The sequence below is a fragment of the Cupriavidus sp. 86D6 genome, assembly GCF_057815095.1.
Map to the genome: position 1 here is coordinate 388937 of NZ_JBYPSB010000003.1, position 17771 is coordinate 406707.

Here is a 17771-nt window from a genome sequence, read left to right on the forward strand (position 1 = left end):
CCGTCGAAGCAGCAACGAACATGCCGGGGTGCCCCGGCGTCGGCGACAGGCTATTCCATGTCGAGAACGCGCTATTTTGGAACAGACGGAAAAGGCCGAACTATCCTGAAGGATTGATTAGATTACCCAGACCAACCGCTTGGAGAAGGGAATGGCACGTCCTGGATCGCTTGGCCTCGTCGGCGTTGTCAGCTTGCTGTTCACGGCGCTCACAGGGTTATATCTGCTGGGAGGCGGCGCATGGCTGGTCTCGCTCGGCGGTTCGGCCTACTACGTCGTGGCCGGCGTCGTCCTGCTTGGGGTGGCGTGGGCCCTCCACCTGCGCAGCCCGGTGGCGCTGGTGCTCTATGCGTTGTTGCTGATCGGCACCGCGATCTGGTCCGTCTGGGAATCGGGAACCGATTTCTGGGCGCTCGCGCCGCGCGCCGGTGTGCTGGTCGTGTTCGGCGTGTGGCTGCTTCTGCTTGTCGGCTGGCGCCTGCCGGGCAGGCCAAGGCTTGGCGTGGGTCTGCTCGCCGGCGCACTCTTGATATGGGCCGGCGTGCTGGTCTACGCGGCTTTCAACGATCCACAGACGGTCCGCGGGGCCTTTGGGACGGCAGCGGTGACGCCGGCCGGCGATCGCGAGGGGATTGCCGGCACCGACTGGCCGGCCTATGGCCGTACGCAGGAAGGCACGCGGTATTCGCCGCTCCAACAGATCACGCCGCAGAATGCCAAGGACCTGAAGGTGGCCTGGACATTCCGTACGGGTGATAGGAAAGGGCCGAAAGATCCGGTGGAAATCACCAATGAAGTGACGCCGATCAAGATCGGCAACCTGCTCTATCTCTGCTCGCCCCACCAGCAACTTTTTGCGCTGGACCCCGCGACTGGCACGCTCAAGTGGAAGTTCGATCCCAAGCTGCAGCCCGATCCGTCATTTCAGCACGTGACCTGCCGGGGCGTGTCGTATGTCGATCTTTCGGCGAGCCCTCCGGTGTCCGGGCCAGTTGCGTCAGCCAGCGACGCCACGGCCGCCGCGCCAGCCGGTGCCGCAACGCCATCCACCGACGCCTGCACCCGGCGGATCATCCTGCCCGTCAACAATGGCCACCTCTATGCGCTCGATGCGTTGACAGGCGAACGTTGCGCCGGCTTTGCGGATCAGGGCGATCTCGATCTCCAGCATGCGATGCCGGTCACCACACCGGGCATGTACGAGCCCACTTCGCCACCGGTCGTCACCAGCAAGGTGATTGTCGTGGCGGGCGCGGTGGAGGACAACTTCTCGACGCGCGAGCCGTCGGGCGTCATCCGTGGGTACGACGTGCGGACGGGCGAACTGCTGTGGGCGTTCGACCCCGGCGCGCCGGACCCGAACAAGATTCCGGGGCCCGGCGCGCACTACACCTGGAATTCGCCGAATTCCTGGGCCCCCGCCGCCTATGACGCGAAGCTCGACATCGTGTATCTGCCGATGGGCGTCAAGACGCCGGATATCTGGGGCGGCGACCGTTCTCCGGACATGGAGCGTTATGCATCGGGCCTGCTCGCGCTGCATGCATCCACCGGCAAGCTTGCGTGGTTCTACCAGACGGTTCACCACGACCTCTGGGACATGGACCTGCCTTCGCAGCCCACGCTTGCCGACATCACGGACAAGGACGGCAAGACGGTGCCTGTCGTGTATGCGCCCGCGAAGACGGGGAACCTGTTCGTGCTGGATCGCCGCACCGGGGCGCTGGTGGTGCCCGCACCCGAAAGGCCCGTGCCGCAGGGCGCCGCGCCAGGGGATCGCGTCTCGCCGACGCAACCTTTCTCTGCGCTGACGTTTCGGCCGCAGAAGCTGCTGACCGACGCGGATATGTGGGGCGCCACAATGTACGACCAGCTCGTCTGCCGGGTGATGTTCCACAAGCTACGCTACGAAGGCACCTTTACGCCGCCTTCGCTGCAGGGCACGCTGGTCTTCCCCGGCAACCTTGGCATGTTCGAATGGGGCGGCATCGCGGTGGACACCGATCGTCAGATTGCTATCGCCAACCCCATCGCGCTGCCGTTCGTCTCGCGTCTGATCCCGCGCGGCCCGGGGAATCCGGTCGAGCCGGTGCAAGGCGCAAGGGGCAGCGGCACGGAGGTGGGCATTCAGTCGCAATACGGTGTCCCTTACGGCGTGACGCTGAATCCGTTCCTGTCTCCGTTCGGCCTGCCGTGCAAACAGCCGGCGTGGGGCTATATCGCGGCAATCGATCTGAAGACCAATGCCATCGTGTGGAAGCACCGTATCGGTACGGTGCGTGACAGCGCGCCAGTCCCGCTGCCTTTCAAGATGGGCATGCCGATGCTGGGCGGCCCGATTGTCACGGCGGGTGGCGTGGTGTTTATCGGCGCCACTGCGGACAACTACCTGCGCGCCTTCGATGTCAATACTGGCGGGCAGCTCTGGCAAGCGCGGCTGCCCGCCGGCGGTCAGGCAACGCCGATGACCTACGCGGTCAACGGCAAGCAGTACGTGGTGATTGCTGCCGGCGGCCACGGTTCATTCGGCACAAAGCTGGGCGACTACGTCATTGCCTATGCGCTACCGCAGTAGCGCCGCAGGGCTGACAACGGGGGCATCGAACCCATGCGGAAGAACGGCAATCCATGCAGCCCGCTCGTCATGCGCCTGGCGCTGCTTTCTTGGGCCGGACTCGGTCTGGCGCCGTGCGGCGTGCAGGCGTACGACGTAAGCAATAGTCCCTATCTGCTCGGGGATTGGAACGGGCAGCGCACGCGTTTGGCCGAGCAGGGTGTGACGTTCGGCGTGAACTACGTCAGCGAGCTGGCGCGCAACCTGAGCGGTGGCACCGAGGACCTGACCCGGTATGCCGATCAATGGGCGTTCAGCACGACGCTTGATATGCAGAAGGTGGCGGGGTGGCGCGGTGCGACCTTTCAGTTCACGATGACCGATCGCAATGGCCGAAATCTGGGGGCGGACGCCGGTATCGGCAACAACATGCTTGTCCAGGAGGTCTACGGGCGTGGCCAGACCTGGCATCTGACGCAACTATGGGTGAATCAGAAGCTGCTGGATGACCGCCTCGAAATCAAGCTGGGACGGTTGACCGTTGGCGAGGACTTTGCCAGCTTTTCCTGTGACTTCCAGAACCTTACCTTCTGTGGCGCACAGCCTGGCAATCTGGTTGGCAGCTACTGGGTCAACTGGCCGACCAGCCAGTGGGCCAGCCGCATCAAGTACCGGACGTCGCAGGAGACTTACGCCCAGGTGGGCATCTATCAGGTCAATCCCAAGTATGTCGACGACAGCTACGCGCGTCATAACGGATGGAAACCGAACAATCCCAGTGGCACGACCGGGGCGCTGTTGCCGCTGGAAGTGGGCTGGCTGCCGGCCTTTGCGGGACGCCCCGGCTCTTACAAGCTCGGGGCCTGGTACAACACGTCCGACGGTAACGACCTGTACTACGACATCAACCATAACCCGCGTGGCGTCACCGGCCTCGATCCGCTCCAGCGCAGCGGGCAGTTTGGGGTCTATATCAATTTCCAGCAACAGGTCACGGGAACCCAGGGCGGCCGTGGCGCGACGGTGTTTCTGAACGTCTCCCAGGCAGATCGCAACACTGCCCAGCTGGACCACCAGATCGCGCTTGGCATCCAGTACGCAGGGCCATTCGAGAGCCGGCTGCGGGATTCCGTGGGCCTGGCCTTCGGTGCCACGCACAACAACGTTCGGTTTGCCAGCTATGTCGCGCAGAACAATGCGCGGACCGGCAGCAACACCGTGGCAGGCAGCGGATATGAGTATGTGACCGAGGTCTATTACGCGTGGTCCCCGGTGTCATCGGTGCTGTTGCGTCCCAACGTGCAGTACGTCCTGCATCCGGGCGGCACGTCCCATCACGGCAACGCTTTCCTGATTGGGTTGAAGTCGAGCGTCACGTTCTGAGGCTATCCCGCCGCTTTTTCTAGATAAAGCGGATAAAGCAGCATTTCTCAGAAAATGGACGCATGATCGACGGAATTGCCGCATTTGGCGCACATGTTGCGCGCTGGCACTACGTACGATTACCTAATGCTGCATTGCGACAATCGGTCTGCTACAATGCGGGAAAACCCCATAAGGGTAATCCCTAGCAGGAAGAACGCCATGAACATCCAATCCGACATCAAGCTGACCGATCAACTGGAACGCGACCTTATCGAACGCGAACTGGGTGCCCAGAGCCTGGGCTTTGCCAACGATGTGAAGCGCGTGATCGCCGCCGTGCAGAACGTTTTCACCCGCCTGCAGGCGGAAGCGCGCAAGGCCAAGGTCGTCTACGCGAACGGCTGATCGGTATCGGCCGGTAGCGGCCGATCGTGAAGGGCGGCGCGCCAGGCGCCGCGAGAATATAAAAACCGGCCCGCCGCACACCTGATCGAGGTGCGCGGCGGGCCGGTTTTTGTTTGCCGCATACAAAAGTCCGCCTTTGAGGGGCGGGCGGCCTGCTTCCGGCGATGTGCCGCTACGCTGCGGCAGCCTGCTCACGCATGCGACGGGCTTCGTCGCGCAAAAACTGCTGGTAATCGTCCAGATCGCCGTCGAACGGTTCGACGCCGCCCTTGGTGACCAGCCAGAACTCGTCACATACAGCGCGCAGCAGTGCGCGATCGTGGCTGACCAGCATCACGGTGCCTTCGAATTCGTTGAGGGCCATACCGAGCGCTTCGCGTGTAGACAAGTCGAGATGGTTGGTCGGCTCGTCGAGCAGCAGCAGGTTCGGGCGCTGCCACACGATCATGCACAACACGAGCCGCGCCTTTTCGCCGCCGCTCATCGTGCTGACCGCCTGATGGACCATGTCGCCGCTGAAGTTGAAGGTGCCAAGGAAAGTACGAAGGGACTGTTCGGTTCCACTCTGGCCGGGGGCGCGCATGTGAGCCGGCGTGTCCTTGGCCAGGCGGATCATGTGTTCCATCGGCGTGTCCAGCGGGCGCAGCACGTCAAGTTCCTGCTGTGCGAAGTAGCCGATATTCAGGCCCTTGCCTTCGCTGATCTCACCGGCAATCGGCGCCAGCGCATGCGCCACCGTCTTCACCAGCGTGGATTTGCCCTGGCCGTTGGCACCGAGAATGCCGATGCGCTGCCCCGCCAGCACGGAACGGTTGATGCCTCGGACGATCACCGTGGGCGGGGTGCCCGGCAGTGCGCCGGTCGGCGGCGGGTAGCCGAAGCTCGTGTCCAGCATCGACAGCAGCGGATTCGGAACGTTTAGCGGCTCCTTGAATTCGAAGCTGAACTCGGCGTCGGCAAGCACCGGGGCGATCTTCTCCATGCGTTCGAGCGCCTTGACACGGCTCTGCGCCTGCTTTGCCTTCGAGGCCTTGGCCTTGAAACGGTCGATGAATTTCTGCAGGTGCGCGATCTTGTCCGCCTGCCTGGCCATCGCAGCCTGCTGCAATACCAGCTGTTCGGCCCGCATGTCTTCAAACTTGCTGTAGTTGCCGCCGTAGCGCACAAGCTGGGCGTTGTCGACGTGCACCGTCACTTGGGTTACCGCGTCGAGAAACTCGCGGTCGTGGCTGATCACCACCAGGGTTCCCTGATAGCGTTTGAGCCAGGCTTCCAGCCAGACCAGCGCGTCGAGGTCGAGGTGATTCGTCGGTTCGTCGAGCAGCAGCAGGTCGGACGGGCACATTAGCGCGCGCGCCAGTTGCAGTCGCATGCGCCAGCCGCCGGAGAAACTGTTGACCGGCTGGGTAAGCTGCGCGGCACTGAAGCCAAGGCCCAGGATCAGGGCCTGGGCACGCGCCGGGGCATCGTGCGCACCCGCGTCGTGCAGGGCCATGTAGGCGTGCGCCATCCGCATGCCGTCGTCGCTGGCCTCGGCGGCGGCCACTTCGGTCTGCGCCGCCAGCAGCACGGTGTCACCCTCCACGACGAAGTCCGTGGCGCTTTGCTCGGTCTCCGGCATCTCCTGCGCGACCTGCCCCATCTTCCATGCCGCGGGAATCGAGAACTCGCCGCTGTCTTCGTGCAGCGTGCCGTTGAGAAGGCCGAAGAACGATGACTTGCCGGCGCCATTGCGGCCCACAAGGCCGATCTTTTCACCGGGGTTGAAGGTGACCGATGCGCGGTCAAGGACGACATTGACGCCACGGCGCAGCGTGACATTACGGACGGAAATCATAGCGAGCCACTTCGGAGAGGACTGGCATGATAGCCGACCGGGCGTGCAGGGTCGGCGCATTTCTGGCCGCGCCTGGATGCCTGAATCCCATACGAAGTCGGTTGGCCATTGGCCTAACTACGATGATTTCTATGCAGTTCGTCGTTCGCGCGTAGCAAATCCGTAGCATTGTTGTCGGCGTCCCGGGCGATTTCCTCCGTGAAGGCCGCCGAAGCGGGCACCTCGAACGCATCCACTACGCCATGCAGGTCCAGCGCACAGAAGCCTTTCTGGAGAATCTGCGCCAGTACCACATGCGTGGGAATCCCAGGAAGCGGCGTATCGATCGTCAGTTCGGTGGTGGTGTGTGTATAGGGCGCGCCCAGCCAGTGGCGCACCCGCGGAGCGCAGTCGATCAGGTCCTTGTCGCGGGGCAGGATCAGTGCGCGATGACCGCGGCGTAGCAGAACGATGTCCATGGCGGCGGAAGACGAACGCAGGGAAGGGCTGCGATTTCATCGTAGCAATGCCGCGGGCACGCGCCAATAACCGGCGCGTACGGGCCACGCGCCAGAGGCGATATCGTGCCCTGAAAGATATGCAATAAGTGATGTATGCGGCTCTTGAAATTGGCATTACCCGTTGCTATTTTTATTTCCGCTCAGGCAGTCGCGATGTCGCGCTGCGTGTTTCTGTTTGTTTGCCGGGGTGTCGGCGAGTGAATGGGAGCGCGTAATGCCCCTCATTCCTCGCTGCGCCCTACAGGAGGACACGACCATGACTGACGCATTCTTTGGAACCGACCTGTTCAGTGACTTCGATCGCCTGCAAAGGCAGATGGCGAGCCTGCTCAGCGGGTTTCCTTCCAGCATCCGCGCCGGGCGCTCCGGCGCCTTTCCTGCCATCAACATCGGGGCAACCGACGACTCGATAGAGATCGTGGCTTTCGCTCCGGGCCTCAAGCAGGACGACATCGAAGTCACCATCGACCGTGGTCTGTTGACGATCAGCGGCGAACGGCGACCGCTCTGGCAGGACGACATGCCGGAGTCACGGCATTACGCGCAGGAACGCTTCGTCGGCGCCTTCAGAAGGGTGATTGAACTGCCCGAGGGCGCAGATCCTGAAAAGGTCCAGGCACGCTATGCCAATGGTTGTCTTTCCGTGAGCGTGGGCAAGCGCCAGGCGTCCAGGCCGCGTGCAATCACCGTTCAGTAACTTGAGGGAGGCTGCCATGAACGCCAACACCCAACTTGCGCAACGTAACGATGGCACTGTGGCCCAACGCCCGGATGAGAAGGGCGCGCGGCAGGTCACGCTGGTCCCTGCGGTGGACATTGTGGAAGACGTCAACGGTGTGACGCTGTGGGCTGACCTGCCAGGCGTGAGCCGTGAGAACCTGCAGGTCAGTGTCAACGACGGTACGCTGCATATCGAAGGACAAGCGATCGTGCCGACGCCGCCGACGCTTCGCGTGCAACACGCGGAAATTCGCCAGCCGCATTTTGCGAGGTCGTTCTCGCTGAGTCCGGATCTGGATGCCGGTCAGATCGGCGCCCAGTTGCAGGACGGCGTGCTGAAACTGACGATCCCTCGACGTGAGGAAGCGAGACCGCGGCGCATTGCCATCAACCTGGAATAGGCGTTTGCCATCATAGGAGAGCATTCGACGTTCGGGGCGCCTCCGGGGCGCCCCCATTTTCGCAGGACCCCTTCGCCGGCTTTACGAAGCCTGGATCGATGGCTTAACGACTACAAGCCCCCCCTTTTTGTCATGGAATTCGATACCGACTGGCTCACAATGGGCCCTCATCGCGTACGGCTACGCTGCGTCCGTGGGTTTCCCACCGAGAAGATGCGCAGTCTTGCAGAGCTGGCTCGCATTGCGATCGAACACAATATGAGCGCCGCGGCGCGGTTGCTTGAAGTCGTTGCGGATCGCTCCAATGCGTATTCGATCAGCATTGGCACGACGTTCCCCAAGGACAAGGATATGGTGCCCGACCTCGAGTTGGCGCTCGCCACCATCTTCGGCCTTAAGGCGGATCAGATCAGGCTGGAGGTCACAGTCGTCAGTCAGGCTGAAGTCGACCTTCATTTTGGCGTGTACGAACGGATGCTTGCGGAGCGGATCGGGATCGTCCCTCTCATACAGTGAAGTAGCGCCTGGGCACTACGCAGAATTACCTAATGCTGCATTGCGACAATCCTTCTGCTACAATTAGGGAAAACCCCAAAAGGGTTATCCCTGAAAGGAAGGACGCCATGAACACCCAATCCGACATCAAGCTGACCGATCAACTGGAACGTGAACTGATCGACCGTGAACTGGGCACGCAACGCCTGGGCTTCGCCAACGATGCCAAGCGCGCAGTTGCCGCTATCCAGAACATCTTTACCCGCCTGCAGGCGGAAGCGCGCAAGGCCAAGGTGGTCTACGCGAACGGCTGATCGAAGCCAGCAGATAGAGAAGGGCGGCGCATCTGGCGCCGCATGCATTGAAAAACCGGCCCGCCGTACACCCATCCAGGTGCACGGTGGGCCGGTTTTTCATTTGTGCTTCAAAAGCAGCCACGCGGCCTTCCGTTTGGCATCCAGCCGAAGCGGGTGGCCGCGTCCCCGAATGGGCCGACTCGGAAGACACTGTTGGCCGAGGTGCCGATCAGCGCCGGATGTCGATGCTGTCGACGCGATCGGGGTAGAACGCGACGTAGCCGGCGATCTGGGCCACGGCGTCGTGCGGATGTTCGTACGTCCAGACCGCGTTGTTGCCGCGGCTTCCGGCTGCGCCGATGCTGAAGTAGGCGGCGTCGCCCTTGTACGGGCAATGGCTGGCGTGCGTGGTCCGGGTCAGCTGCGACATGTCGACATCGTCGCGCGGGATGTACTGCACGGCGGGGTACGACGCTTCCTGCAGGTTCAGGGCGCGCGTGGTATCGGCGATCACGCGGCCGCCGGCCGTGACGACCACGCGGGCGCGCTGTGGCGTGATGGTGATGGGGTGGTCCGGGCCGGGGATCTTGACAGGCTTGTCAGTCATGACGACTCCTTGCCGTGAGGGTTACGGCGGAAAAAGATGAGGCGCGGCAACGGTGCCGCGCCCGCGCCGGCCTGCCGTACGCCTGAGAGTCGTACGGGCCCGCGCCAATCATGAAAAAACCGCCACGGAGGTGACGTAAGGCTGGAAGGGAGAGAAAGCCTGCAGCCTTGCGGCACACAATAACGCGACCCATCGTTGCAAAAAAGCGCAACGGCGGAACACACTTTTCGGGGTTTTAAAATAATGGCCCCGTCTGAGCGGGGCCATGATGGTCGGGCGGCGAACTCGGAGGAGACCCGCTCAGCTGCCCGATTGTTCCTCGATCCATAGCGACAGCCGAACCTTGTAGGCCTGCTGGATATGGCGGCGGGTAATCATTTCGGCCTGCTCGGGGTTGCGGGCTTCCAGCGCCTCGACCAGCGCCATGTGTTCCTCGTACGACCCGCGCGCGCGGCCCGGCACGGCCAGCGTGGACCGGCCCAGCAGCGCCATCGACTCGTGCAGCGACCGCAGCGTCTTGAGCAGGTAGCGGTTGTGCGCGCAGCGGTGCAGGGTTTCGTGGAACAGGCGGTTGTTCATCGCCAGCTTGTCGGGGTCCGCCGCAAACGACAGGTCCCGTTCGACGATATCGCGCAGCAGCGAAATCTCCACGTCGGTGGCATGGCGCGCCGCCAGGGCGGCTGCGGTCGATTCCAGTACCTCGCGCATCACATACAGCTCGCTGACCATGCTCGCATCGAGCCGGGTCACCATCATGCCGCGGTTCGGCTCGTTGACGACCAGCCCTTCGGATTCCAGACGGGACAGCGCCTCGCGCACCGGCGTGCGCGACAGGCCGAGCGTTTCGGCCAGTTCGACTTCACGCAGACGGGTTCCCGGTAGCAGTTGGCCTGCCTGGATGGCGGCACGCAGTTGTTGATAGGCCCGCTCGGAACGCGGCAACGAAGCACTCTGGTCGCCGTCGGCGCCAGCCAGGTCCGTAGGAAGCATGAAAACGTGATGTGGGTAAACAAGACATGAGAGTCTACCCGAGATCGCCGCCGGCACTTTTGTCAAAAGGGGAACTGCGTGGTCGACAGCACCTGTTTGAGCACCATGAACGACCGGATTTGCCTGACGCCGGGCAGGTAGAGCAACTGCTCGGCGTGCAGCCGGTTGAAGCTTTCGCTGTCCCGTGTGCGCACCAGCATGAAGTAGTCGAATTCCCCGGTAACCACATGGCATTCCATGCAGCCCGACACCTTCTGCGCGGCCGACTCGAACTGGGCGAACGATTCCGGGGTGGATCGATCCAGTACCACCCCGATCATCACCAGCATGCCCGCGTCGAGCGCCTTGGGGTCCAGCAACGCCACGATGCCCCGGATCAGGCCCATCTCCTTGAGCCGCTCCACGCGGCGCAGGCAGGCCGGCGGGCTGAGGTTCACCTTGGCCGCCAACGCCACGTTGGAGATCGACGCATCCTGCTGTAGCGCCCGGAGGATGGCCTTGTCGGCGCGGTCCAGGGTGCCAACGTGCGCTGTGGCGGGCTGCGCCGCCGGCGCGGCCGGGGCTGCGGGTGGCACGGATCGGGCGCGAAATTTTGTGTCTTTCACGGGTGATTTTCCGGAATAAACGGAAAGATATTCGGCGGGATATCCATGAATAGTGTGCGCAGGCGCCGTTCTTTGCAAGCACGTTTCGCGGCTTTTTTTCTAGGATGGAGTCCATCGCCATCCACTCCGGAGCAGCCGCCATGAACCTGAAGCGTTTCCCTCGCCATACCCTGACGTTCGGTCCCACCCCGATCCAGCCCATGCAACGCCTGTCCGAGCATCTGGGCGGCAAGGTCGCGCTCTACGCCAAGCGCGAAGACTGCAACAGCGGTCTTGCCTTCGGCGGCAACAAGACCCGCAAGCTCGAATACCTCATTCCTGATGCACTTGCGCAAGGCTGTGACACGCTGGTGTCGATCGGCGGCATCCAGTCCAACCAGACCCGCCAGGTAGCCGCAGTGGCTGCCCACCTGGGGCTGAAATGCGTGCTGGTGCAGGAAAACTGGGTCAACTATGCCGATGCCGTCTACGACCGCGTGGGCAATATCCAGATGTCGCGCATGATGGGTGCCGACGTGAGGCTGGTGGCCGACGGCTTCGACATCGGTATTCGCAAGAGCTGGGAAGAGGCGATGGAAAGCGTGCGCCAGGCCGGCGGCAAGCCGTATCCGATTCCCGCCGGCTGTTCGGAGCATCCGCTCGGCGGTCTCGGCTTTGTCGGGTTTGCCGAGGAAGTGCGCGCGCAGGAGGCCGAACTGGGCTTCAGGTTCGACTACATCGTGGTGTGCTCTGTCACGGGCAGTACGCAGGCCGGCATGGTGGTGGGTTTTGCGGCCGATGGCCGGGCAGACCGCGTGATTGGCATCGACGCATCGGCCAAGCCGGAGCAGACCCGCGCGCAGATCCTGCGCATCGCCAGACATACGGCGGGGCTGGTGGAACTCGATCGCGATATTGCCGATGCCGATGTGGTGCTGGACACGCGCTACGGCGGACCGGAATACGGCCTGCCGTCGGAAGGCACGCTCGAGGCCATCCGCACCTGCGCGCGGTATGAAGGCGTGATGACCGACCCCGTCTACGAAGGCAAGTCGATGCACGGCATGATCGACATGGTACGGCGGGGCGAATTCCCGGCCGGTTCGCGCGTGCTCTACGCCCATCTGGGCGGCGCGCCGGCATTGAGCGCGTACAGCTTCCTGTTCCGCAACGGCTGAGCGGCGCGCCTCAGCGCAGCAGGTCATCCACGCGCTGGCGGCACAGCCGCACAAACTGCTGTGCCGCCGTGGATTGCCCCTGGCCCGGGTGAAACGCCAGGACGGCCCGGAAGCGCACCGCGCCCGCAAACGGCACGCTGCGCAGCCCCAGCGCCGTGTAAGTGCGCGCCACCAGCGGGTTGGTAATGGCCAGCCCGACGCCGGCCAGCACCAGCGCGCATTGCGTATGGCTGTATGGCGTGGTGGCGACGAACCGTGCCATGTGGCCGTGCTCGGCAAAGGCGGATTGCAGTTGCCGCTGGGCCGGGTCGGCCGCATCCAGCCCGATCAGCGGGGCATCGGCCAGGTCTGCCACCCCGATGCGGCCGCGCCCGGCAAACGGATGCGTGGCGGGCACGATGCAGACCGCCGGAATGGCGTAGAACTCCGACGCGGTCAGTCCGCTGGTGTCCACTTCATCGCCCATGAAGGCCAGGTCGAGCTCGCGCTGCAGCAGCCGTTCGCGCAGGCCGCGCGAGCTGTCCACCTCCAGCCGGCAATGGCTGCGCGGATAGCTGTGGGTGAAGTTGGCCACCGCCAGCGGCATCACGCTGGCGGCCATCGCGTGCAGGGCGCCCACGCGCAACACGGTGTCCTCGTGCGAGCGCAGCAGGTCGATCTTGCGCTGCACGGCGTCCAGGCCCACGTAGACGCGCTCGACTTCGTCCATCAGCGCGGCCGCCTCGGCGGTCGGGACCATGCGCCCCTTGCTGCGGTCGAACAGCCTGAGCCGCGCCGATTTTTCAAGCTGCAGCACGATCTGGGTCACCGCTGGCTGGCTGATATGCAGCGCCTCGGCGGCCCGGCGCGCCGAGCCCAGTCGCATGACCATGCGGAACACCTCGATCTGCCGCGCGCTGACGCTCTGCCCGGCGTCCCCGGCATCCCCGGCTGTCTTCCCCATCCTCATCCTATAAGTTTGGCTTATCAAAAACGCCGGATGGCTTGCGTTGCGGGGGCGCGTCTGCCCGTAGACTCGCCGTCATGCCATTCCAGTCCGTCGCCATGTCCCACATCCATCCGCCCGGCGTTGTGCCGACCGTCAATCCCGCATTGCATGCCTTGCGATGCGTGACCTGCGCCGAGGTCTACCCGGTCGCCGACCTGCCCGAAGGCTGCCCGGCCTGCGCCGGCCAGGGCCAGCCGAGCAGCCTCGAAGCGGTCTACGCGGGTGGCGACAGTACCCCGGCGCTCGATTTTGCACCAAAAAGCCAGGGTTATCGCTGGGGACACTGGATGCCGTATCTGGACGGCGTGACGCTGGGCGAGGGTGCCACACCCTGCCTGCCCGTTCCGTCGCTGGCCGCGCTGTCCGGCGTGGCGGCGATGTGGATCAAGAACGAGGGCGCCAACCCGACCGGTTCGCACAAGGACCGCATGTCGGCCCAGGCGGTAAGCCGGGCGCTGGCGTCCGGGGCGCGCGATGTGGTGCTGGCGTCCAGCGGCAACGCGGCGGTGTCCGCCGCGGCCTATTGCGCCGCCGCCGGGCTGGCGTGCGAGGTGGCCACCTATCGCGACCTGCCGGCCGTGTTCGACGTGGCCCTGCGCCACTACGGCGCGCGCCGCGTGATTTGCGAGACCGGACATGCGCGCTGGGAACACGTGCGGCGCCGCGTCCTTGACGACGGGGCCTTCGCGCTGACGAACTACAGCCTGCCGGCCGTCGGCAGTCCCGTGTTTGGCGTGGAAGGCTACCGGGCCGCCGCGCTCGAATGGGTTCACCAGGGTTGCCTGCCCGACCACGTGATGGTACCCACCGCCCGCGGCGACCTGCTGTGGGGCCTCTATAGCGCGCTGCGCGACCTCGTGAGGATGGGGCACCTGGGCCGCGTGCCGAAGCTGTGGGCTGTGGAGCCGTTTCCGCGCCTGGCCCGCGTGCTGGCCGGGGCGTCGCAGCAGGCCGATTTTGCCGGCGCAACGCGGCAGTTTTCCACGGCCGGGTCCACCGTTACCGCCCAGCAGGTGCACGCGGTGACGCGATCGGGCGGCGGCGCGGTGGTGGTGGACGACGACGCCGCACGCGCGGGCACCGGCCAGCTGGCGGCCGCCGGATTCTGGGTCGAGCTTTGCGCCGGGGCGGGGCTGGCTGCCGCCCGGATGCTGCGCGCCGATGGCCGCATCGCGCCATCGGAAACCGTTCTGCTCATGCTGACCGCGCGCGGCGACCGCGACCCGGCACAAATCACAAACTAGCGCCTCGGAGGAACCCATGACATTGCGTTACCTGACCGCCATCTTTTCCGTCGGCCTGGCGGCGGCCCAAGTGCCCGTGGCGCATGCCGCCGGCTATCCCGACAAGCCGGTCCGCCTGATCGTGCCCTGGGCGGCCGGCGGCAGCACCGATGCGCTGGCGCGTGCCGTGGCGCAACGGATGAGCGAATCGATGGGCCAGCCGGTGGTGGTCGAAAACCGCGCGGGCGCCTCGGGTCGCATCGGCGCCGAGGCGGTGGCCAAGGCCGCGCCAGACGGCTACACGCTTGGGGTGATCGAGCTGGCCCATACCGTGGCGCCATCGGTGTTTCGCCAGATGTCCTACGACGTGCTGCGCGATTTCGCGCCGGTCTCGCTGCTGGGCGAATCGCCGCTGGTGCTGTTCGCGGACAGTGCGCGCTACCGGCCCGGCGATATCCAGCGATTCCTGTCCGATGCCCGCCAGTCCGGCAAGCCGATCCAACTGGCCACCAGCGGCAGCGGCACGATCAGCCATCTGGCGGCCAAGATGCTGGAGGCACAGGCGGCCATTCCCGTCGATGCCGTGCCGTATCGCGGATCGGCCCCGGCGCTGACCGATGTCTCGGCCCAACTGGTTTCTGGTCATTTTGCGACGCTGGCCAGCGGCAGCAGTCTGCTTGGCGGCGGCAAGATCACGGCGCTGATGGTGACAGGGCCGTCGCCGCTCGCCGCGCTGCCGAATGTGCCGACATCGACCGAGGCGAAACTGCCGGGCATGCAGGTGGGGCAGTGGTGGGCGTTGGTGGCGCCAGCGCGCACGCCGACGGCGGTGGTGGTACGGCTGAACGACGCAGTGCGGGCGGCGCTGACCAATCCGCAGACCAGGGCGCGCCTGGATAGCCAGGGCATCGACCTCAAGGCATCCACGCCGGCGCAACTGGGCGACCGGCTGCGCGGCGAGGTGGACCGCTGGGGGCAACTGGTGAAACAGGCGGGAATCCAGCCGGAATAGACGAGGGAATCAATTCCGGTACTGCTGCGCGTGCAGGTAGGCGTCACGCGACGGCAGCAGGTGACCGGCGCACAGCGCCACCAGCCCTTCGATATCCCCGGCCTTGAGGGCCTCGATCATCCGCCAGTGTTCCAGGCGGGCGCGTTCGCGGTATTCGGGCGAGACCAGCGAGGCAAAGCGGATGGGATGGGTCTGCCGCGCGAATTCGGCAATGGCCTTCTGCAGCGTCTGGTTGCTGCACAGGCTGAACAGTTCGCGGTGGAAGGCCACGTTGACGCGGAACACCGTGCGCGCGTCGCCAGCTGCCACGGCGGTATCGTGCTGCTGCTGGATGGCGATCAGCGTGTCCAGGTGCGGCGGCACGCGCTGCATGTCGATGCGCCGGGCGGCTTCGGTCTCCAGCATGCCGCGCACTTCGTACAGTTCGGTCACTTCCTGCACCGAGAACGAGCGCACCACCGCGCCGATGTTCTTGCGGCGCTCCACCAGCCCCAGGCGGTCCAGCGCGGCCAGTGCATCCCTGACCACGTGCCGCTTGACCGCGAAGCGCGCCATCAGATCGTCCTCGACCAGGCGCTCGCGGGGATGCAGCCGGCCAAAGACGATGTCTTCCTCGAGCGTGGCTACCATCGCCTCCAGCGGGTCCTGGGCGATGGAGGCAGCGGCGGGGCTAGGCGTGCTGGAACCGGGCATCAGCGGTATCGCACCGGGGCTGGGGCCCGGCGCTTGGTGGCGAGTTGGAACAAAGCCGGCATTCTGACCGATTTTCCTGTCCATGGCGCCTGTCCCGCCGCGGCTCAGGCGCCGTTGCCCGGCACCTTGCCGCGGGTCTCGGCAGCGCGCAGGAAGTCGAAGTCCACCCCCTGGTCCGCCTGGTTGACCGTGGTGAGAAACAGCTTGCGATAGCCTCGGTCGGCGGTGGGTGTCACCACCGGCGTTTCCTGCGCGCGGCGCGCCAGTTCGTCGTCGCCGACATGCAGTGTCAGGTCGCGTCGCGCCACCGACAGGCTGATGCGGTCGCCGTTGCGCACGTAGGCCAGCGGCCCGCCAATCGCCGATTCGGGCGTCACGTGCAGCACGATGGTGCCGAATGCCGTGCCGCTCATGCGGCCATCCGAAATACGCACGATGTCCTTCACGCCAGCGCGGGCCAGCTTGCGCGGAATCGGGATATAGCCTGCCTCGGGCATGCCGGGCGCGCCCTTGGGGCCGATGTTCTTTAGTACCAGGATGTCGTCGGCCGTCACGTCCAGGTCGTCGCTGTCGATGCGGTTGGCCAGGTCGGCGGCGTTCTCGAACACCACGGCGCGTCCCTCGTGTTCCATCAGCTTCGGGTGTGCGGCCGACTGCTTGATGATGGCGCCGCCCGGGGCCAGGTTGCCGCGCAGCACGGCGATGCCGCCCTGCGGGTAGATCGGGTTGCCGCGCGTGCGCACCACGTCCTGCCTGAAGCCGGGGCCGGCGCGCTCGATTTCCTCGCCCAGCGTGCGGCCGGTGACGGTCAGCGCGTCCAGGTGCAGCAGCGGCTTCAGTTCACGCAGCAGCGTGGCCATGCCGCCCGCGTGGTGGAAGTCTTCCATGTAGTGGTCGCCGGACGGCTTCAGGTCCAGCAGCACCGGCGTGTCGCGCCCCATGCGGTCCAGTTCGGCCAGGTCGATGTCATAGCCCATGCGGCCCGCGATGGCGGCCAGGTGGACAATGCCGTTCGTCGAACCGCCAATCGCCAGCAGCACGCGCATGGCGTTCTCGAAGGCCGCAGGCGTCAGGATCTTGTCGATGGTCAGGCGCTCGCGCGCAATGCGCACGGCCTCCGTGCCGGTCTGCTCGGCCACGCGGATGCGGTCGGCAGTCACGGCCGGCGGCGAGGCACCACCGGGCACGGTCATGCCCAGTGCCTCGGCAATGCAGGCCATGGTGCTGGCCGTGCCCATCACGGAGCAGGTGCCCACGCTGGCCACCAGCTGGTTGTTGACGTCGGAAATCTCCTCGGCGTCGATCTCTTCCGCGCGGAACTTGCCCCAGTAGCGGCGGCAGTCGGTGCAGGCGCCCACGCGCTCGCTGCGGTGCGATCCGGTCAGCATCGAACCCGTGATGAGCTGGATGGCCGGGATGCCGGCCGACGCCGCGCCCATCAACTGCGCGGGCACGGTCTTGTCGCAGCCGCCAATCAGGACCACGGCATCCATCGGCTGCGCGCGGATCATTTCCTCGGTGTCCATCGACATGAGGTTGCGCAGGTACATGCTGGTGGGCGCCGAAAAGCTCTCGTGGATCGAGATCGTCGGAAAGTCCATCGGCAGGCCGCCGGCCAGCATGATGCCGCGCTTGACGGCTTCGATCAGCTGCGGCGCGTTGCCGTGGCAGGGGTTGTACGCACTGCCCGTGTTGACGATTCCGACGACTGGGCGGTCGAGCGCGTCGTCGGTATAGCCCGCGCCCTTGATGAACGCCTTGCGCAGGAACAGCGAGAAGCCCCGGTCTCCGTAGTTCGTCAGGCCCTTGGAGATGCCGGCGTCGGCGTCGGCCGGTGCAATGTCGTGGCGCGGGGCGGCGCCTTTCGGGTTCTGGCCGTCGTGGGACATGGTCGGATGCGTTGTGCCGGGGCGCGACGCCCCT

18 protein-coding genes are annotated in these 17771 nt (G+C 65.1%); 10 read left to right on the forward strand and 8 right to left on the reverse strand.

Annotation, left to right across the window (positions count from 1 at the left end):
• Window positions 1–151 precede the first annotated feature (151 nt).
• From AC3G88_RS10695 to AC3G88_RS10705, 3 genes are all read left to right on the forward strand, one after another.
• Window positions 152–2575 (forward strand): glucose/quinate/shikimate family membrane-bound PQQ-dependent dehydrogenase, encoded by a 2424-nt coding sequence (locus AC3G88_RS10695; RefSeq protein WP_488772828.1) that lies wholly within the window; start codon window positions 152–154, stop codon window positions 2573–2575.
• A 69-nt stretch (window positions 2576–2644) separates the two neighbouring features.
• Window positions 2645–3937 carry a carbohydrate porin gene (locus AC3G88_RS10700; protein WP_488772528.1) on the forward strand — a complete coding sequence of 431 codons (1293 nt, stop codon included), beginning with the start codon at window positions 2645–2647 and terminating at the stop codon, window positions 3935–3937.
• Window positions 3938–4138: 201 nt separating this feature from the next.
• Window positions 4139–4324 (forward strand): hypothetical protein, encoded by a 186-nt coding sequence (locus AC3G88_RS10705; RefSeq protein ID WP_488772527.1) that lies wholly within the window; start codon window positions 4139–4141, stop codon window positions 4322–4324.
• A 172-nt stretch (window positions 4325–4496) separates the two neighbouring features.
• On the opposite strand, the gene AC3G88_RS10710 is transcribed toward AC3G88_RS10705, so the two are convergent.
• On the reverse strand, window positions 4497–6161 hold the full coding sequence (locus AC3G88_RS10710) for an ABC-F family ATP-binding cassette domain-containing protein (protein ID WP_488772827.1): 1665 nt from the start codon (window positions 6159–6161) through the stop codon (window positions 4497–4499).
• 113 nt (window positions 6162–6274) lie between these two features.
• Complete coding sequence (locus AC3G88_RS10715) at window positions 6275–6619, reverse strand: hypothetical protein (RefSeq protein ID WP_488772526.1); 345 nt, start codon at window positions 6617–6619, stop codon at window positions 6275–6277.
• A gap of 298 nt (window positions 6620–6917) precedes the next feature.
• On the opposite strand from AC3G88_RS10715, the gene AC3G88_RS10720 reads away from it, so the two are divergent.
• The 4 genes from AC3G88_RS10720 (at window position 6918) to AC3G88_RS10735 (ending at window position 8591) form a co-directional block, all read left to right on the forward strand.
• Window positions 6918–7358 (forward strand): Hsp20/alpha crystallin family protein, encoded by a 441-nt coding sequence (locus AC3G88_RS10720; protein ID WP_487522930.1) that lies wholly within the window; start codon window positions 6918–6920, stop codon window positions 7356–7358.
• Window positions 7359–7374: 16 nt separating this feature from the next.
• Window positions 7375–7782, forward strand: a complete 408-nt coding sequence (locus AC3G88_RS10725; RefSeq protein ID WP_488772525.1) for an Hsp20/alpha crystallin family protein — start codon at window positions 7375–7377, stop codon at window positions 7780–7782.
• Between the two features lie 132 nt (window positions 7783–7914).
• Entirely contained in the window at window positions 7915–8298 is a 384-nt protein-coding gene (locus AC3G88_RS10730) for a hypothetical protein (protein WP_487522932.1), read from the forward strand.
• Window positions 8299–8405: 107 nt separating this feature from the next.
• Window positions 8406–8591 carry a hypothetical protein gene (locus tag AC3G88_RS10735; protein ID WP_488772524.1) on the forward strand — a complete coding sequence of 62 codons (186 nt, stop codon included), beginning with the start codon at window positions 8406–8408 and terminating at the stop codon, window positions 8589–8591.
• 211 nt (window positions 8592–8802) lie between these two features.
• Here the strand turns inward: AC3G88_RS10735 and AC3G88_RS10740 are convergent, their stop codons facing one another.
• The 3 genes from AC3G88_RS10740 to AC3G88_RS10750 form a co-directional block, all read right to left on the reverse strand.
• Window positions 8803–9180 carry a DUF427 domain-containing protein gene (locus AC3G88_RS10740; RefSeq protein WP_488772523.1) on the reverse strand — a complete coding sequence of 126 codons (378 nt, stop codon included), beginning with the start codon at window positions 9178–9180 and terminating at the stop codon, window positions 8803–8805.
• Window positions 9181–9480: 300 nt separating this feature from the next.
• The gene (locus AC3G88_RS10745) at window positions 9481–10170 is read right to left on the reverse strand and encodes a GntR family transcriptional regulator (RefSeq protein WP_029051113.1); all 690 of its coding nucleotides are present in this window, start codon (window positions 10168–10170) and stop codon (window positions 9481–9483) included.
• Window positions 10171–10232: 62 nt separating this feature from the next.
• Window positions 10233–10745, reverse strand: a complete 513-nt coding sequence (locus AC3G88_RS10750) for an Lrp/AsnC family transcriptional regulator (protein ID WP_488772826.1) — start codon at window positions 10743–10745, stop codon at window positions 10233–10235.
• Window positions 10746–10915: 170 nt separating this feature from the next.
• Between AC3G88_RS10750 and AC3G88_RS10755 the strand changes: the two genes are divergently transcribed.
• Window positions 10916–11932 carry a 1-aminocyclopropane-1-carboxylate deaminase gene (locus tag AC3G88_RS10755; RefSeq protein ID WP_488772522.1) on the forward strand — a complete coding sequence of 339 codons (1017 nt, stop codon included), beginning with the start codon at window positions 10916–10918 and terminating at the stop codon, window positions 11930–11932.
• Between the two features lie 10 nt (window positions 11933–11942).
• Here the strand turns inward: AC3G88_RS10755 and AC3G88_RS10760 are convergent, their stop codons facing one another.
• A complete protein-coding gene (locus tag AC3G88_RS10760) occupies window positions 11943–12875 on the reverse strand; it encodes a LysR family transcriptional regulator (protein WP_488772521.1) in 933 nt (310 codons plus the stop codon).
• Window positions 12876–12976: 101 nt separating this feature from the next.
• Between AC3G88_RS10760 and AC3G88_RS10765 the strand changes: the two genes are divergently transcribed.
• Both AC3G88_RS10765 and AC3G88_RS10770 read left to right on the forward strand, forming a co-directional pair.
• Window positions 12977–14164 carry a pyridoxal-phosphate dependent enzyme gene (locus AC3G88_RS10765; protein ID WP_488772520.1) on the forward strand — a complete coding sequence of 396 codons (1188 nt, stop codon included), beginning with the start codon at window positions 12977–12979 and terminating at the stop codon, window positions 14162–14164.
• A 16-nt stretch (window positions 14165–14180) separates the two neighbouring features.
• The gene (locus AC3G88_RS10770) at window positions 14181–15155 is read left to right on the forward strand and encodes a tripartite tricarboxylate transporter substrate binding protein (protein ID WP_488772519.1); all 975 of its coding nucleotides are present in this window, start codon (window positions 14181–14183) and stop codon (window positions 15153–15155) included.
• 9 nt (window positions 15156–15164) lie between these two features.
• Here the strand turns inward: AC3G88_RS10770 and AC3G88_RS10775 are convergent, their stop codons facing one another.
• Both AC3G88_RS10775 and AC3G88_RS10780 read right to left on the reverse strand, forming a co-directional pair.
• Window positions 15165–15848 (reverse strand): GntR family transcriptional regulator, encoded by a 684-nt coding sequence (locus AC3G88_RS10775; RefSeq protein WP_488772518.1) that lies wholly within the window; start codon window positions 15846–15848, stop codon window positions 15165–15167.
• A 104-nt stretch (window positions 15849–15952) separates the two neighbouring features.
• Entirely contained in the window at window positions 15953–17737 is a 1785-nt protein-coding gene (locus AC3G88_RS10780) for an IlvD/Edd family dehydratase (RefSeq protein ID WP_488772517.1), read from the reverse strand.
• Between the last annotated feature and the right edge of the window lie 34 nt (window positions 17738–17771).

What these genes read in the sequence shown, in the direction of transcription:
- AC3G88_RS10695 (WP_488772828.1), top strand. Translation starts at nt 152, where the DNA reads ATGGCACGTCCTGGATCGCTTGGCCTCGTCGGCGTTGTCAGCTTGCTG.
- AC3G88_RS10700 (WP_488772528.1), top strand. Translation starts at nt 2,645, where the DNA reads ATGCGCCTGGCGCTGCTTTCTTGGGCCGGACTCGGTCTGGCGCCGTGC.
- AC3G88_RS10705 (WP_488772527.1), top strand. Translation starts at nt 4,139, where the DNA reads ATGAACATCCAATCCGACATCAAGCTGACCGATCAACTGGAACGCGAC.
- AC3G88_RS10710 (WP_488772827.1), bottom strand. Translation starts at nt 6,161, where the DNA reads ATGATTTCCGTCCGTAATGTCACGCTGCGCCGTGGCGTCAATGTCGTC.
- AC3G88_RS10715 (WP_488772526.1), bottom strand. Translation starts at nt 6,619, where the DNA reads ATGGACATCGTTCTGCTACGCCGCGGTCATCGCGCACTGATCCTGCCC.
- AC3G88_RS10720 (WP_487522930.1), top strand. Translation starts at nt 6,918, where the DNA reads ATGACTGACGCATTCTTTGGAACCGACCTGTTCAGTGACTTCGATCGC.
- AC3G88_RS10725 (WP_488772525.1), top strand. Translation starts at nt 7,375, where the DNA reads ATGAACGCCAACACCCAACTTGCGCAACGTAACGATGGCACTGTGGCC.
- AC3G88_RS10730 (WP_487522932.1), top strand. Translation starts at nt 7,915, where the DNA reads ATGGAATTCGATACCGACTGGCTCACAATGGGCCCTCATCGCGTACGG.
- AC3G88_RS10735 (WP_488772524.1), top strand. Translation starts at nt 8,406, where the DNA reads ATGAACACCCAATCCGACATCAAGCTGACCGATCAACTGGAACGTGAA.
- AC3G88_RS10740 (WP_488772523.1), bottom strand. Translation starts at nt 9,180, where the DNA reads ATGACTGACAAGCCTGTCAAGATCCCCGGCCCGGACCACCCCATCACC.
- AC3G88_RS10745 (WP_029051113.1), bottom strand. Translation starts at nt 10,170, where the DNA reads ATGCTTCCTACGGACCTGGCTGGCGCCGACGGCGACCAGAGTGCTTCG.
- AC3G88_RS10755 (WP_488772522.1), top strand. Translation starts at nt 10,916, where the DNA reads ATGAACCTGAAGCGTTTCCCTCGCCATACCCTGACGTTCGGTCCCACC.
- AC3G88_RS10760 (WP_488772521.1), bottom strand. Translation starts at nt 12,875, where the DNA reads ATGGGGAAGACAGCCGGGGATGCCGGGGACGCCGGGCAGAGCGTCAGC.
- AC3G88_RS10765 (WP_488772520.1), top strand. Translation starts at nt 12,977, where the DNA reads ATGTCCCACATCCATCCGCCCGGCGTTGTGCCGACCGTCAATCCCGCA.
- AC3G88_RS10770 (WP_488772519.1), top strand. Translation starts at nt 14,181, where the DNA reads ATGACATTGCGTTACCTGACCGCCATCTTTTCCGTCGGCCTGGCGGCG.
- AC3G88_RS10775 (WP_488772518.1), bottom strand. Translation starts at nt 15,848, where the DNA reads ATGCCCGGTTCCAGCACGCCTAGCCCCGCCGCTGCCTCCATCGCCCAG.
- AC3G88_RS10780 (WP_488772517.1), bottom strand. Translation starts at nt 17,737, where the DNA reads ATGTCCCACGACGGCCAGAACCCGAAAGGCGCCGCCCCGCGCCACGAC.